Source organism: Metabacillus idriensis, from assembly GCF_050483325.1.
In the GTDB taxonomy this organism is placed as follows: Bacteria; Bacillota; Bacilli; order Bacillales; family Bacillaceae; genus Bacillus_P; species Bacillus_P idriensis_A.
The window spans coordinates 1-14,005 of the sequence record NZ_JBCMYF010000018.1 but is presented as its reverse complement, the minus strand read 5'-3'; the positions used below and the strand labels follow the sequence as shown (position 1 = coordinate 14,005).

Sequence of the window (14,005 nt, the reverse complement as noted above, 5' to 3'; positions counted from 1 at the left end):
GATAGATTGACTCAGTAAGCCAGTCCGACCCGTTTACGGATAAAGGAATTTTCAATCAGGACCTGATAAGTGAAATACCCCGTATCCTCAGCTGATATTTGCTTTCCATCTTCAGGAAGATAATCTTCTTCAAATCTGAACGTTTTTGTGATTTCTCCATCTGGCAGGTAAGTGGGGCAGATGATTGTCCACTCGAGATTGGACTCTTTTAATGTCAGATAGGCGTTTAAATGTTCGTTCGCTGCTCTCGTCAAAGTCCGTTTCGACTCATTTGATTCAAATCTGTACACGAGAGGATTGGACCTTGCCTGTAAAATACCTGCAGTTCCAATCGTGATCACTCTGTTCATGCCTGCATTTCTCATTGCCCGAACAATCAGCGGCACCGCAACTGTAAGAGTATCATCTCCATCTGTGCCAAGGCAGCTGACTACTGCATCACAGCCTGAAACTGTTCTCTCAATGCTTTCAATTTCCCGGGCATTTCCTTTAATCATTTCGGCATGATTATTAATGCTCTCTATTTTTGAAGGATCTCTGACAAGCATTCGGACAGTGTGCCCTTCATTCAGCGCCTGTTCTAAAAATGTTTTGCCCACTCTTCCTGTTCCTCCAAATAATGCGATTTTCATGACACACTCTCCTGTCGGTTTTCTTTTATTTTACTTCATTTACTGAAAAAGAGAAAAACATACTATGAACTGAACTGGTTACACTAATAAAAATAAAACAAATGAATTGACAGAAAGCAGTCTTGGAGGTAATATTCTAACGTACTTAATTAAAATCCGATAAGATTAGTGGGGGTTTGAACATGAAAAGATTTTTTAGTTTATTTGCACTTTTATCAGTGTTTGTACTGATTTTGTCTGCTTGCGGAACAGGCGGAGATAAAAAGGAAGAAGGCGATCAGGCAGGAACTGATGCTGAACTGTTTGACAAAGTAAAAGAAGAGGGCGTGCTTGTCATTGGAACAGAAGGTACATATCCGCCTTTCACATTCCATGATGACAAAGATAAATTAACCGGTTTTGATGTGGAAATCGCCGAAGAAGTTGCAAAGCGTCTAGGCGTGAAGGCTGAGTTTAAAGAAACACAGTGGGATGCGATGTTCGCCGGTCTTGATGCTAAACGTTTTGATATGATTGCCAATCAGGTCGGCATCAAGCCTGAACGTACGGAAAAATATGATTTCTCTGAACCATATATTTCATCTGCAGCTGTACTTGTTACACATAAAGACAACAAAGACATTCAATCATTTAAAGATTTAAAAGGGAAAAAAGCAGCACAATCTTTAACAAGCAACTACGGGGAAATTGCCAAAGAAAACGGTGCTGAACTTGTTGGTGTAGAAGGATTTACTCAAGCAATCGATCTCATTAATTCTAAACGTGCAGATGCAACGATCAATGACAAACTGTCTGTCCTTGATTTCCAAAATCAGCGCGGCAACGCACCAATACAAATTGTGGATGAGAGTGAAGATGCTGCACAAAGCGGTTTAATGTTCCGCAAAGACAGCGGCAAATTAGTGGAAGAAGTAAATAAGGCTTTAGCAGAAATGAAAGAAGACGGCACGTACAAGGAAATCTCCGAGAAATGGTTTGGCGAAGATGTATCTGAATAATATTTTTGCAGACCCTGAACGGTTAGAACGTTTGGCCGATATTGCACAAAGTTCCCTTCTCCCTTTGGTGAAGGGAGCTTTGTATTATACTCTTCCATTAACACTGATTACCTTTGTCATTGGACTGATTTTAGCAGTTCTTACTGCTTTGGCGCGAATTTCAACGATAAAGCCATTTCAAATAATAGCAAGAATCTATGTATCAATTATTAGAGGAACTCCTTTACTTGTTCAATTATTTATTATTTTCTATGGCCTTCCAAGTGTCGGTATTACAATCAGTCCGTTTATTTCGGCAGTCATTGGCTTCTCCCTGAATGTAGGCGCATATGCATCAGAAATAATTAGAGCTGCTATACTATCCACGCCTAAGGGACAATGGGAAGCAGGATATTCAATCGGAATGAGCTATTCACAGACGCTAAAAAGAATTATCTTGCCGCAGGCTACGCGTGTATCAATACCACCGCTGTCCAACACCTTTATCAGTTTAGTAAAGGATACATCGCTTGCTTCATTAATTCTTGTAACAGAGATGTTCAGAAAAGCTCAGGAAATTGCTTCAACCAACTATGAATTTCTATTGATGTATTCTCTGGCTGGTCTATTATATTGGATCATCTGTTTTATTTTATCAGTCATCCAGCAGCGCATTGAAGGAAAATTGGACCGTTATGTTGCAAGGTAGTAAAGGAGCACTCATATGATTTCAATAAAAGGATTGCATAAAAGCTTTGGTGAATTAGAAGTTCTAAAAGGAATTGATTTGGAGATAGAAAAGGGGAAAGTAGTTGTTGTGATCGGACCATCCGGATCTGGAAAAACAACATTTCTAAGATGCCTGAATGTGCTCGAAGTACCGACAATGGGAATCATTAAGCTTGATCAGCAAACACTTGATTTCTCAGGGAATGTGGCTAAAAAAACAATTACAGAGTTTAGAGGCAATACCGGCATGGTTTTTCAAAGCTATAATCTCTTCCCCCATAAAACAGCTCTTGAAAATGTGATTGAAGGCCCGGTGATCGTGAAGAGGGAAAATAAAGAAACAGCGGTGAAAAAAGCAAGTGCCCTTCTTGAAAAAGTAGGCCTTGGGGATAAAATGAACTTCTATCCTTTTCAGCTTTCAGGAGGGCAGCAGCAGCGTGTAGGTATAGCAAGAGCACTTGCGATGGAGCCGAAGGTCATGCTGTTTGATGAGCCTACTTCAGCCCTTGATCCTGAACTTATCGGCGATGTACTGAATGTGATGAAAGGTTTAGCCGCAGAAGGCATGACAATGGTTGTCGTCACTCATGAAATGCGATTTGCAAAAGATGTGGCAGATGAAGTGATCTTCATGGATAATGGGGTCATCGTAGAACGCGGTGCACCAGCTGAAGTATTTGATCATCCAAAAGAAGAACGGACAAAACGTTTCCTTAGAAAACTTGAAGAGTAGGCGGGCAATTATGCAGCCTGCTTTTTTTATGGGGATTTTTCAAATGGACTTTACTGCTTTAAAGATTTACTACCATTCAGCAGCTGCTTTTTTTCCTGTTCAAAATAATACACTCTGGGCATGTTAAAGTGAACAACCATTTCATGTGCAAGGCTTGCGAAAATGAACGTAACGGCTCTCCAATCAATTGTCTCAAACATGGAGCATTCTCCTTCTGGATGTTTTCTTTATGTATATGGAGATGGGAACTTGTTTGATACTAAGGGCTGATTAGAAATGTGAAAACTGGAAAAGACCCCGGCGGAATGCCAGGGCCCTTTAAGCCATGTTATTTGGTTGTCTTATTAGAATTTTCCGCCCATGTTTGATTGAGCATATGAAACTAAACGTTTTGTGATTTCTCCGCCAACAGATCCGTTAGCACGAGCAGTTGTTTCTGCACCTAAGTTCACTCCGAACTCAGAAGCGATTTCGTACTTCATTTGATCGATTGCTTGTTGTGCACCAGGTACAACTAGTTGATTTGAAGAATTGCTGCGTGATTGTGCCATGTAAATACACTCCTTGAAATAATATAGTTTTTGGGTAAGCTGGAGTTGCACCAGTGCATGAGTCATATTGATTCATGGCCTGCTCGGCTAACCCATCATGTGAGTGCAGCGGGTTGTTCAACTGTTGTTATTACGTATTATGTATTTTCGGGGAAAATATATGCACATGCGAAAATGGTAATTATTATGGAAATATAGGTGTTACATAAAGTGAAAGAGAGTTAGGGAATATATAAGAGAAATCAAGTATGCAGCAGCAGGTGATAATAATGAACATGTGTCCGCTTTGTAATGGATTTAACAATGAAATGGAAGCAGCAGCCTGTCCGAATTGCAAAATCAGCATGACGGATCATGGGAAAATAACCGATTATCTAGATGAATACAGCGCATATATGGAAATTGACACAATGAAGCTATTTGATGGGGTTGTGGATTCTCTTGAATCACATCAGTGCATTCATTTATTTTCTTGCAGCAATTGTCTTCATGAAGAGGCAAAACACATTAAGGAGTAAGAATGTGCGGGGAAGGCGGGCAATAAAAAATCAGCCTGAGATAGTCTCAGGCTGATTTGGTGTTTATTATTGTTCACTTGCCGGACGAATACGAACTTCTGTCTCTTTATCAAAGAAGTGAGCTTTGTTCATATCAAGAGCAAGCTGGATGATTTGGTCTGGTCTTACATCAGTGCGTGAATCTACACGTGCGATGAAGTCCTGGCCGTCGATTTTTGAGTAGAGCATCGTTTCAGCACCCATAAGCTCAGATACTTCGATTTTAGCATCTACTTTTGATCCGTGAGAAGATTCGATGAACACTGGCTCATCATGGATATCTTCAGGACGCACGCCCATAATTAATTCTTTGCCGACATAGCCTTGCTCACGAAGATATTTCATTTTGCCTTCAGGAACAACGATGGATTGAGTTCCGATTGAGAACTTGCCGTCTGTTAATTGGCCAGTAAAGAAGTTCATGGATGGTGAACCGATAAACCCGCCAACGAAAAGGTTTTCTGGCTTTTCATATACTTCTTTAGGAGCGCCGACCTGCTGGATGATGCCGTCTTTCATAACAACAAGACGTGTTGCCATTGTCATTGCTTCTGTTTGGTCATGAGTTACGTAAATTGTTGTTGTTTGCAGGCGGTGATGAAGCTTAGAAATTTCAGCACGCATTTGCACACGCAATTTAGCATCCAAGTTTGATAAAGGCTCATCCATTAAGAATACTTTTGCGTCACGAACGATGGCACGTCCAAGTGCAACACGCTGGCGCTGACCGCCTGACAATGCTTTAGGCTTGCGGTCTAAATATTGATCAAGGCCCAAAATGCGTGAAGCATCTTTCACACGGCGATCGATTTCTTCTTTAGGGAATTTGCGGAGCTTAAGTCCAAATGCCATGTTGTCATAAACAGACATATGCGGATAAAGTGCGTAGTTCTGGAAAACCATCGCGATGTCGCGGTCTTTTGGCGCAACATCATTCATGCGTTTGCCGTCAATTGAGAAGTCACCTTTAGAGATTTCTTCAAGACCTGCGATCATGCGGAGAGTTGTTGATTTACCGCAGCCGGATGGACCGACGAAAACGATGAATTCTTTATCTTGAATGTGCAGATTAAAATCTTCAACTGCCGTTACTTTGTTATCATACATTTTATAAATATTGTTTAATTTCAACTCAGCCATTTGAATCCTCCTCAGGAAATGAAAACGTTTTATTTATAGATTCAGTTTAATTCATTTCTGAAGATAAGCCTATGGACAGGTTGCACAAAAAAATGTAAGGGTTTTCGTGCAGAGTGAACAGCTGATTTATTCTTTAAGCTGTTCCAAGTATTTCATTATTAAAGAAAAAGCAGCTGCTTCGTGAAAATGCTTGATATCGAGCCCTGTTTTCTCAATAAACTTGTCAATCCGGTATTGAACACTGTTTCTGTGCATGTACAATTTTTTCGCCGTAAGGGACACGTTCAGATTGCATTCAAAGTAAACCTTCAATGTTTGCACGAGCTCGCTGTCCTCTGAAGATTCTCTCAGTAATTCAGATATGAGCTGTCCGCTGACACTTCCATTAAGGAAGAGCACGGGCAGAGCCTCAGAAAATGTTACGCATTTTTTCATCCTGAACGAATCGTAAATCACTTCAAAGCTTGCTTGCTCAGATAAAATTTTTGTTTTTAATTCAACCGACATTTTATGAAGCTGGCCAATATAGACGTGCAGCTCGATGAAAAAATCGCTGGTAAATGAATCAATCCATTGATCGAAGCTTTCCTTGTCAGTGACCGGTTCAGGACGTTCTTCAAAGATAATGCCTTTATGGCGGCTGATCCAGAGTATAGTTGAAGCTGGAATCGATCCCTGCATCGCTTCTTCAAAGCTCTGTCTGTCATAGACCGGCTGCTTGCTGAAGAAGTAATAGCATCTGATGCCGTTTGCCGACGGAACGAATGGAGGGCTGTTTTCACCGTACAGATAGTGCAGCCATTTTTCAGAACGCTCACTGTGTTCTCCATAGCCCGAATCATAAGATGTATATAAAGTCGAAAGCAGGCTTTCTTCCTGTTCAGATAAGGCTTTTTTTTGGATGCCGAATACTTGGCCATCTTCTGTTTTGTACCATGTGTAGCCCTTTTTTTCATGCGAATAGGCAAGAGAGAAGGCTTCTTTGTAATGGGATGCTAATTTATCAATCATCATGATTTCTCCTTTCCCTGCCTTTCTATTATATAAAAAAATGAGAGCCTGGCGATAGCCTAGCTCTCATTTTGAGCGGGAGGTTCTTCTTGTTCAAGGTCGCGCGCTTCTTCAATATTCGTGTACTTATCCCGCATATGCACAGAACCGCCTGATAATCCTTCGTTGATCATTCGGTCAATATCCAGATAGGCTTTATCTCTGCCCTCATACTCCGTATCTTTTTGCTCATATGGTTCGTTTTTCAAAGTGTACCCTCCTTCGCAGTATGCTTTTATTTTGCGAAGGAAAGGCGGAAATTAACCGTCATAAACATGAAACAGCATTAACTCGTGAATGCGTGAACGAATTTGCTCTGCGTCCTCTGCTGCTGGTTTGGACGTTCCCCACTCAATTTCTCCATTTTTATGGTAAATGGCATCGTAATGAATTCCTTTAAAGTAAAAAGAGACATGCCAGCCAGGCAGATTTGATTGTTTAAATAAAGGCTTCCATTGAAAATGTGTAATCATCATTCATCGCTCCTTATCATTTCATCTTAAAGGAAGTTAAGGGCGAAGGGAAGATTTACCTGCAGACAGCTGATGAAATAATGCTGCAAGCTTATTAATGCGGCGTGTTTGAATTTGGGGCTCATCAAAGGGCATAGGCTTGCTGTTTACTTCGTAAATGACCGGACCTGATTCCGTTACTCCTATATCCATTGAAAATTCTCCAATTTGGCCATAATGGGAGGCTAACTCCCTGCCGGCAGTGCTTACAATCATTTCAAGCTCTTCCATGCTGACTCTTTCTGAAACAGATTCAAATGGTAAAATCGATCCGCCGTTTGAAACATGTGTCGTCAGTGTCTTGCGATTTGCAGCGGAACGTACGCCAATGCCGATGATATGATAATCCTCTTTGCCTGACAGTGCGAGCACCCGAAGGTCATATTTTTTATTTTGATAGGTATCTGAAATGATTTCTTCCTGAATGAGGTAGCCCTCATAGAAAGGATATTTTTTTTCAGCAAAAACCGTTTTATCGCATAATTCAGCTGAACCATCATGCGATGTTACCTCAAAATGATATTCTGTTGGGCGTATCCGGTAAATTCCCTGGCCCTGACTGCTCTGTAATGGCTTCAAATACGCACCTGAACAGGCTGAGAGAAAAGAGTGAATATCCTCTATGGAATGTACTTTTTCTGCAGGCGGGAGATAGGACAGCAAAGATTTAGACAAGATTTGATGCACATCCCACTTATCAAAAAAGAAAGCATTAAAAAAGGGGATTTTGGCAGAAATCATTTCTTTTTTAAACAAGAGAAAGGATTCCAAATTTTCTGCGTCCCGTGAAGCAATCCGATTGTAGATCACATTCGGATACGGGCAAGCCATTTTAGCCCATTGCTGTTTTTTTCTGCTGAAAGCAAATCCTTCAATATGTTTTTCCCTGACACCGTTTAAAGTAAATACATAGCAAAAACCGCCCGCAGCTTTCACTTTGCGCTGAAGGCTTTTAAAATAAGCGCCATCCCCGCGGAAGATTTTTCCCTCTCCTCCTTCTCCTGTCAGGATGCCGACGATTGGAAAGCGGCGGGGAATGCTCATTCGTAAAGCACCCCTGGTTCTTCAATCGCTTTTTTCGATAAATATAATGCATACTGAAGGGACATCTTTCTTGAGTGCAAGTCTTCATCTTTAAGGGAAGGATGAGAAAAGATGGATCTGCCCGGTTTTGAATTTGCCTCAAACAGCCACACATTGCTGCAGGTGTCTATGCCCAAATCAAAGCCGATTTCCCCAATAAAGCCTTCAATGCTTTGGTCAATCTTCTCACTCAGGATGAGAGCGGCAGAAGTGAGCGAACGAAAAGCCTGATTGCGTTCATTTTTCTGATTAAATAGCTCTTCAAGTGTTTTCACAATGCCGCCATTATCTACATGTGTTGTAACACTGCCTTTGCCGGCAATTTTAGCGGCAATTGCGGTAACGTGAAATTGGCCCATTGAATCCTTATTTGTATGAACACGAAAGTCGACTTGCTGCTGATCAATCCGAATTAGCTTTATCCGCTCTTGGAGGAGGTAATCTTTCAGCTTTCTGCTTCCAAATGAAAACTTGAAAAATTGATCCAGTGATTTATATTTGCGCAGAATATTATCTTCCTGTGAACGGTATCTGCAGTAGTATATGTGCTCATCGGACTCATAAATTAATTGAAAAACACCTAGTCCAAGACTTCCGTTTCGCGGCTTTAAATACACGCTTTTATGACGGTGGAGCATTGTTTCGATTTGCTCGTATGAGGGATCAAGCATCGTTTCCGGTAAATACACGGCAGTTTCAGCGTGGGGAATGAGGAGCTCGTGAATCGTCCATTTATCAAAAAAACCAGGATTGAACCATGGGATCCCATACTCCGCTTTAAGCCTTTTTTTGACCATTTTCATCGCATGATGATTCTCAATTTCCCGATTTGGCAGCCGGTCGTATACAACGTTCGGCAGCGGTATTTTCATTTGCCTCCAGCCATCCTCATCAAATGTATAGCCATTTACAAGGCCGGTTTCCCAGTCAATGAGATGAGCCCCAAAAACATAGGCAAACAATCCGGCAGCTTTTTGAGCTGTTAAGTATTTTGCGAAAAATAACGAACGATTACCAATAGGACGCAGAATGGAGCCGGTAAATCCGGCAGTAAATATACCTATCAGCGGTCCAAGGTAGACAGAATTCTGGTGAAGAATCAATTGCGTTTTTCCAAGAGGAAGATGAAGCTGATCCATTAAGTCCTTTGATATCTTAATAGCACCATTCAGCTCCTGAAAGTCAACAATGCATGGAGATGCTGCGGTTCCAAAAACAGCCTCGGTGATAGTCTCATTCGTTTTATGTCTGACTGAAACCGGAAGAATCAATTTTTTTGTTTCAGTGAATGTTGCCGTCATGCTGTAAGAAGGATACATAAAACACCTCCTGCATAGTTTAATAAAGCTTAATGAGCTTCATCGAGATTTGATTCGCTCAAAAATAAACAATAATCTATAATCGAGCGCGCTGATGGCCTTGCAGCCAGTGATTTGCGCTCGCCTGCATGTTTGGAAGGCTTTGTGTTAACTTCAATAATCCATGGATGCCCTCCTGAATCGACGGCCAGATCCATGCCGAATTCAGCGAAAAGCCCGCCTGCATATTTACCCAATGTCTCAGCAATCTCAAGTGAAAGTTCATTTAACAGCTTGCTTATGTGGGCAGCTTCTGACAGCTCAAAAGAAGCAGAGAGAGCCTCTCTGATTTTGTGCAGTGTGCCGCCGCGGGCTAAATTGGCTACAAATTGATTTTCCGCTGAAACCCGGGCGACACCGGAAGAAATTTTCCATTGCGAGTCATTTCTTTTATGGCACAGGATGCGGAAATCCAATGGCTTTTTCTCATAAGTCAGCAGCTCGATTCCTTCTTGTACGATATACGCTTCTTTCTTAATTCTGGGCAGAAGACTTTGAAAAAGATCATCAAAGGAAAGATAATCCCGCAGCAAATGCCCTGAGAAAGTAGAATAATCAAGTTCATATCCTTCATCTGTGCGAAAGATTTTAAAAATCCGCTTTCCCTGGCTGCCGTTTATAGGCTTGAGGAAAACAACAGGATACAGGTGTACCATTCTTTCGAGAACCGTCTTTGATGAAAGCAGTTCAGTTTTCGGCAGGAAAGGGGTGAGATGGGGATTTGCATTCAAAATCTGATGAACTTCCCATTTATTTAGAAATCTGTTATTAAAATAGGGAACTTTATGCTGGATCAAATCTGCCGTCATGGTTAAAAAATCCTGTGACTGTTCAACGGTCCGGGAGTGAATGCGATTATGGACAGCACCAGGATGAGGAACGGAACATTCCTGCCATTCATTCTGATTGAGTGTATAGCCTTTCATCTTTTCTTGATGATATTCAGACAGGGAAAAAAGATAAAAGAAAATCCCCTTTTCTGCGCTGCATGCAGCGAGCTCTCTGCAAAAAGAATCTATGTTTCCAAGAGAAACCGGCTTTTCACCATGGTCAATTTCGGTTAAGACAGCAACAACAGGACCAAGCTCAAGCCATCTTTTCTCTGGATTATATTTTATACTGATGGTAAACGGATAAGCAGGAAGCGAAAGATCTTTAAGCAGTTCCTGGTGAATAGAAACAAGGGTATGTTCTTCATTAATACATACGATTTTTGCGAAAATACTATTCCTTCCGCACATTACTTTTACAAGGCCAGCTGAAAATGGCAATTTTAGTTTTTCTCTCAAAGAATAACTGATTCGGATATTTTTGCTGCCATAAGAGGTAAGGCAGGGGGATACAGTTATTTTTTCTATAGTCATAGGAAACCCTCATTTGCTGACTGTTCTAACAAGCACTATAATATGTTTATAGGCAGACGCTGATATAAGCATCGTATGAATACATCAGTGAATAGGTGAGATTTGGAAGGTAGATGGATATGACTGGATTGACATTAATTATGTTTATGATTGCAATTGGAGCTGTAATTGGCGGAATCACAAACCATCTTGCCATTAAGATGCTCTTCAAACCGCATAATGCTAAGTATTTATTCGGGAAGAAAATTCCCTTTACACCCGGCCTTATTCCAAAACGGCGCGCGGAACTTGCTGATCAAATGGGGAAAATGGTCGTCGGACATTTGCTTACGCCAGACGGCATTCGAAGAAAGCTCGCAAATGCTGATTTTCATAAAACCGTTACATCGTGGGTAAACAATGAAGCGATCCATTTTATTAACAGTAAAAAAACGGTAACAGCATTTGCTGCTGATATCGGGATCGAAAATTTGGACGGGAAAATAGAAACAAAGCTCAGTGACCTGATCGATCATAAGATGAAAGAGAAAGTTGAGCAATATCGGGTGCTGACTGTTAAAGAAGCAATGCCTGTACACCTGCACGAAAAAATAGAGCGCTCACTGCCTGCAGCGTCAGAATTTGTTGTTCAAAAGGGAATTGATTATTTTCAGAGTGATGAGGGCAAGCAGCGCCTCAGAAGTATGATTGATGACTTTCTGGCAGAAAGAGGCATGCTCGGCGGAATGCTTCAAATGTTTTTAGGAAATACAAGCGTGTATGATAAGGTGCAGCCAGAAGTGCTGAAATTCCTTCGAAATAGTGAAACTAAACGGATGCTCGCTTCATTAATTGAAAAAGAGTGGAAGAGAATAGAAGACCTTAAACTTGGAGAACTTGAAGAAAAATTCAGCCTTGACGAACTCCTGTCACTGTCAAAGCAGGCAATTTTAAAAGAAATGGCAATCAAAGACAGGCTCAATGCTCCTGTTTCTGAGTATCTGCGGCCTTATTCCGAATGGATTACTGATGACTTTATCCCGAAAATGGCAACACTTGCTATCCAATACCTCGAAAACCATATGGAAAAGATGCTAGAGCAGCTCCATCTTCAGGAGATTGTCAAAGAGCAGGTGCAATCTTTTTCTGTCTCAAGGCTCGAAGAAATGGTCCTTGGCATTTCGAGAAGAGAGTTTACCATGATTACTTACCTAGGTGCATTGCTCGGAGGCATCATTGGAGGGTTCCAGGCGATAGTCGTGATGCTGATCAGATAGAAAAATGGGCACGAAATGAAATATGATGAATAGTTTGTTATAGTTGTAAGGTGCTGATAAGGCACAGCGTGAAAAGATGTTAGGAGGAATACTTATGGCAGCGAATGTTTATGATTTAGGATACGACCTAGAAAAAGCAATTAGAAACAGTGATGATTTCAAAACACTAAAGAGACTTTATGATGAAGTGAACGCTGATGATTCAGCACGCACTTTGTTTGAAAGCTTCAGAGATATTCAATTAAACCTTCAGCAAAAGCAAATGTCAGGCCAGGAAATTTCTCCGGAAGAAATCGAACAGGCACAGAAGTCAGTGGCACTTGTACAGCAGCACGATAAAATTTCAAAGCTGATGGAAGCTGAACAGCGCATGAGCATGACGATTGCAGAATTAAATAAAATCATCATGAAGCCGCTTGAAGAGCTTTACGGCAGTCTTCAGCAATAAGGAGGAAAAACGGAGCGGGGACGAACTGCTCCGTTTTTTTTATTGATTGTGCGGCATGGAATTGACGTCTCCGGCTAGAATAGCTTAAATTTATCGTATAAATTCAGAATAAATCAAATAATAAAACGCTTTCATTTTTTTGAGGAAACCCCTTGTCAAATTTGAAATAACTTGCAATAATAAATGTAAGCGTTTTTATTACACTTATTTTATGGTCTGCGATTATGGGGATGATCGCCTGAACCATTCAGTCGCCGGAAGCTGCGGGTAACAGCTTACCGTCACGTTTGTTGGGAGAAAGTTAAATACTGGGGTTTTACAATTATAAAAACAGCTCTGTGATCAGGTCACAGAGCTGTTTTCGTTTTGCTTCGAAAATCATGGAAACAGGCTGCCGTGCATTTCGTTCTATTTCAGAATGAAAGGACATATCCTCATATTAGAAATCAGACATCAGCTGAAGGGGGATTCACAGTGATCTACCGACTACTAGCGTTAAACATTGACGGAACATTGCTTCGTTCCAACGGTCGGCTTCAACCTTCTACAAGGGAAGCGATCCATTATGTTCAAAAAAAGGGAGTCTACGTTACTCTCGTGACAAGCAGGCATTTCCAGACAGCCAAAAAACTTGCAAAAGCGCTTATGATAAACAATATTTTGATTACGCACAGCGGTGCGTTTATTTCCGATAAAGTTGACAGGTCTTTCTATGAAAACAGAATATCAGAGGAAAAAACATTTAACCTCGTTCAGGTGCTCGAAACATTTGATTGCAACGTCCGGATCGTGCATGAACGTTTTTCGCTTGGAAACCGTAAGAAAGTATCCTCAAATATCGTGGGGAAAACATTATTAAGCCCAACGGATCCGTTGTTTTATCCAGTACAGTTTGTCGATTCGCTTGGTGAAAACTTAAGAGATGAACCGCTCTCAGCCCCAAAAATGGAAGTGTACTTTTCAGAAGAGCATGAATGCCAAGAGGTTGAAAAAGTGCTCTCTGATGCGTTCGAAGGCATTACCATAAGGGTCAAAAACCCAACAGTGCTCGAAATCACTGCAAAAGGTGTATCAAAGGAGAACGGCTTACGGCTGCTTGGCCAGCATTTAAATATTTTGCCTGAAGAAATGGTCGCTATTGGAGATGGTGACGATGACAAAGAAATGATTGAAATGGCCGGACTTGGAGTAGCGATGGGGAACGCCCCTAATCATGTGAAAAAAGCCGCTGACTGGATTACAAGAAATAACGATGACCAGGGTGTTTCTTATATGGTAAAAGAACACTTCAGAAAGCAGCATCGCATTGAGTTCCTGGATAAGCTGAAGGTTGAACGATAAAAGAGGGTCATTCAAGCAGCAAAATACAGAATAAAACGGGTACTAGATTGGTTTACAATTTGGTAGCCGTTTTTTTGTTGTTTTAGGAAATCGAAGAACTGGTATGATTCCACAAATCGCTGAGGTGGAGTGAAAGGAGGAAACAAAGCCATGCTATGATTCCACAAATCGCTGAGGTGGAGTGAAAGGAGGAAACAAAGTCCCCTATGATTCCACAAATCGCTGAGGTGGAGTGAAAGGAGGAAACAAAGCCCTGCTATGATTCCACAAATCG

17 protein-coding genes are annotated in these 14,005 nt (G+C 41.2%); 7 read left to right on the top strand and 10 right to left on the bottom strand.

The genetic code is table 11. From position 1 onward, the window contains the following. Positions 1-11 precede the first annotated feature (11 nt). Positions 12-632 (bottom strand): NAD(P)-dependent oxidoreductase, encoded by a 621-nt coding sequence (locus tag ABEQ24_RS11555; protein WP_430006941.1) that lies wholly within the window; start codon positions 630-632, stop codon positions 12-14. A 182-nt stretch (positions 633-814) separates the two neighbouring features. Here ABEQ24_RS11555 and ABEQ24_RS11550 point away from each other — a divergent pair, with 182 nt between their 5' ends. Genes ABEQ24_RS11550 through ABEQ24_RS11540 form a run of 3 tightly spaced genes read left to right on the top strand, consistent with a single transcriptional unit; the run spans position 815 to position 3,071 of the window. After that, on the top strand, positions 815-1,630 hold the full coding sequence (locus tag ABEQ24_RS11550; protein WP_430006940.1) for an amino acid ABC transporter substrate-binding protein: 816 nt from the start codon (positions 815-817) through the stop codon (positions 1,628-1,630). Beyond that, complete coding sequence (locus tag ABEQ24_RS11545) at positions 1,617-2,318, top strand: amino acid ABC transporter permease (RefSeq protein ID WP_430006939.1); 702 nt, start codon at positions 1,617-1,619, stop codon at positions 2,316-2,318. The genes ABEQ24_RS11550 and ABEQ24_RS11545 overlap by 14 nt, the downstream gene beginning before the upstream one ends. Positions 2,319-2,333: 15 nt before the next feature. Continuing rightward, positions 2,334-3,071, top strand: coding sequence for an amino acid ABC transporter ATP-binding protein (locus tag ABEQ24_RS11540; RefSeq protein ID WP_430006938.1), 738 nt, complete (start codon positions 2,334-2,336; stop codon positions 3,069-3,071). A 50-nt stretch (positions 3,072-3,121) separates the two neighbouring features. On the opposite strand, the gene ABEQ24_RS11535 is transcribed toward ABEQ24_RS11540, so the two are convergent. Next, a complete protein-coding gene (locus ABEQ24_RS11535) occupies positions 3,122-3,271 on the bottom strand; it encodes a hypothetical protein (RefSeq protein WP_430006937.1) in 150 nt (49 codons plus the stop codon). Between the two features lie 144 nt (positions 3,272-3,415). Beyond that, complete coding sequence (locus ABEQ24_RS11530) at positions 3,416-3,622, bottom strand: small, acid-soluble spore protein, alpha/beta type (RefSeq protein WP_430006936.1); 207 nt, start codon at positions 3,620-3,622, stop codon at positions 3,416-3,418. A 269-nt stretch (positions 3,623-3,891) separates the two neighbouring features. Between ABEQ24_RS11530 and ABEQ24_RS11525 the strand changes: the two genes are divergently transcribed. After that, positions 3,892-4,140 carry a hypothetical protein gene (locus ABEQ24_RS11525; RefSeq protein ID WP_430006935.1) on the top strand — a complete coding sequence of 83 codons (249 nt, stop codon included), beginning with the start codon at positions 3,892-3,894 and terminating at the stop codon, positions 4,138-4,140. Between the two features lie 66 nt (positions 4,141-4,206). Here ABEQ24_RS11525 and ABEQ24_RS11520 read toward each other — a convergent pair whose 3' ends face one another. From ABEQ24_RS11520 to ABEQ24_RS11490, 7 genes are all read right to left on the bottom strand, one after another. Then, entirely contained in the window at positions 4,207-5,319 is a 1,113-nt protein-coding gene (locus tag ABEQ24_RS11520; protein WP_070879368.1) for an ABC transporter ATP-binding protein, read from the bottom strand. 126 nt (positions 5,320-5,445) lie between these two features. After that, a complete protein-coding gene (locus ABEQ24_RS11515) occupies positions 5,446-6,330 on the bottom strand; it encodes a PucR family transcriptional regulator (RefSeq protein ID WP_430006934.1) in 885 nt (294 codons plus the stop codon). 59 nt (positions 6,331-6,389) lie between these two features. Continuing rightward, the gene (locus ABEQ24_RS11510; RefSeq protein WP_430006933.1) at positions 6,390-6,578 is read right to left on the bottom strand and encodes a hypothetical protein; all 189 of its coding nucleotides are present in this window, start codon (positions 6,576-6,578) and stop codon (positions 6,390-6,392) included. A gap of 51 nt (positions 6,579-6,629) precedes the next feature. Then, the gene (locus ABEQ24_RS11505) at positions 6,630-6,842 is read right to left on the bottom strand and encodes a YheE family protein (RefSeq protein ID WP_430006932.1); all 213 of its coding nucleotides are present in this window, start codon (positions 6,840-6,842) and stop codon (positions 6,630-6,632) included. Between the two features lie 36 nt (positions 6,843-6,878). Next, positions 6,879-7,925: a YheC/YheD family protein gene (locus tag ABEQ24_RS11500; RefSeq protein ID WP_430006931.1), complete on the bottom strand. Its 1,047-nt coding sequence runs from the start codon at positions 7,923-7,925 to the stop codon at positions 6,879-6,881. After that, complete coding sequence (locus ABEQ24_RS11495; protein ID WP_430006930.1) at positions 7,922-9,283, bottom strand: YheC/YheD family protein; 1,362 nt, start codon at positions 9,281-9,283, stop codon at positions 7,922-7,924. The genes ABEQ24_RS11500 and ABEQ24_RS11495 overlap by 4 nt, the downstream gene beginning before the upstream one ends. A gap of 29 nt (positions 9,284-9,312) precedes the next feature. Continuing rightward, a complete protein-coding gene (locus ABEQ24_RS11490) occupies positions 9,313-10,686 on the bottom strand; it encodes a YheC/YheD family protein (RefSeq protein WP_430006929.1) in 1,374 nt (457 codons plus the stop codon). A 113-nt stretch (positions 10,687-10,799) separates the two neighbouring features. Here ABEQ24_RS11490 and ABEQ24_RS11485 point away from each other — a divergent pair, with 113 nt between their 5' ends. The 3 genes from ABEQ24_RS11485 (at position 10,800) to ABEQ24_RS11475 (ending at position 13,731) form a co-directional block, all read left to right on the top strand. Then, positions 10,800-11,942, top strand: coding sequence for a DUF445 domain-containing protein (locus ABEQ24_RS11485; protein ID WP_430006928.1), 1,143 nt, complete (start codon positions 10,800-10,802; stop codon positions 11,940-11,942). Between the two features lie 94 nt (positions 11,943-12,036). Further along, positions 12,037-12,390 carry a YlbF family regulator gene (locus ABEQ24_RS11480; RefSeq protein ID WP_430006927.1) on the top strand — a complete coding sequence of 118 codons (354 nt, stop codon included), beginning with the start codon at positions 12,037-12,039 and terminating at the stop codon, positions 12,388-12,390. Between the two features lie 474 nt (positions 12,391-12,864). After that, entirely contained in the window at positions 12,865-13,731 is an 867-nt protein-coding gene (locus tag ABEQ24_RS11475; protein WP_430006926.1) for a Cof-type HAD-IIB family hydrolase, read from the top strand. Positions 13,732-14,005 lie beyond the last annotated feature (274 nt).

Excerpts from the sequence above, each read along its gene's own strand:
- ABEQ24_RS11500 (WP_430006931.1), bottom strand. The coding sequence starts at position 7,925 with ATGAGCATTCCCCGCCGCTTTCCAATCGTCGGCATCCTGACAGGAGAA.
- ABEQ24_RS11525 (WP_430006935.1), top strand. The coding sequence starts at position 3,892 with ATGAACATGTGTCCGCTTTGTAATGGATTTAACAATGAAATGGAAGCA.
- ABEQ24_RS11490 (WP_430006929.1), bottom strand. The coding sequence starts at position 10,686 with ATGACTATAGAAAAAATAACTGTATCCCCCTGCCTTACCTCTTATGGC.
- ABEQ24_RS11545 (WP_430006939.1), top strand. The coding sequence starts at position 1,617 with ATGTATCTGAATAATATTTTTGCAGACCCTGAACGGTTAGAACGTTTG.
- ABEQ24_RS11480 (WP_430006927.1), top strand. The coding sequence starts at position 12,037 with ATGGCAGCGAATGTTTATGATTTAGGATACGACCTAGAAAAAGCAATT.
- ABEQ24_RS11540 (WP_430006938.1), top strand. The coding sequence starts at position 2,334 with ATGATTTCAATAAAAGGATTGCATAAAAGCTTTGGTGAATTAGAAGTT.
- ABEQ24_RS11520 (WP_070879368.1), bottom strand. The coding sequence starts at position 5,319 with ATGGCTGAGTTGAAATTAAACAATATTTATAAAATGTATGATAACAAA.
- ABEQ24_RS11535 (WP_430006937.1), bottom strand. The coding sequence starts at position 3,271 with ATGTTTGAGACAATTGATTGGAGAGCCGTTACGTTCATTTTCGCAAGC.
- ABEQ24_RS11555 (WP_430006941.1), bottom strand. The coding sequence starts at position 632 with ATGAAAATCGCATTATTTGGAGGAACAGGAAGAGTGGGCAAAACATTT.
- ABEQ24_RS11505 (WP_430006932.1), bottom strand. The coding sequence starts at position 6,842 with ATGATTACACATTTTCAATGGAAGCCTTTATTTAAACAATCAAATCTG.
- ABEQ24_RS11530 (WP_430006936.1), bottom strand. The coding sequence starts at position 3,622 with ATGGCACAATCACGCAGCAATTCTTCAAATCAACTAGTTGTACCTGGT.
- ABEQ24_RS11485 (WP_430006928.1), top strand. The coding sequence starts at position 10,800 with ATGGATATGACTGGATTGACATTAATTATGTTTATGATTGCAATTGGA.
- ABEQ24_RS11550 (WP_430006940.1), top strand. The coding sequence starts at position 815 with ATGAAAAGATTTTTTAGTTTATTTGCACTTTTATCAGTGTTTGTACTG.
- ABEQ24_RS11495 (WP_430006930.1), bottom strand. The coding sequence starts at position 9,283 with ATGTATCCTTCTTACAGCATGACGGCAACATTCACTGAAACAAAAAAA.
- ABEQ24_RS11515 (WP_430006934.1), bottom strand. The coding sequence starts at position 6,330 with ATGATTGATAAATTAGCATCCCATTACAAAGAAGCCTTCTCTCTTGCC.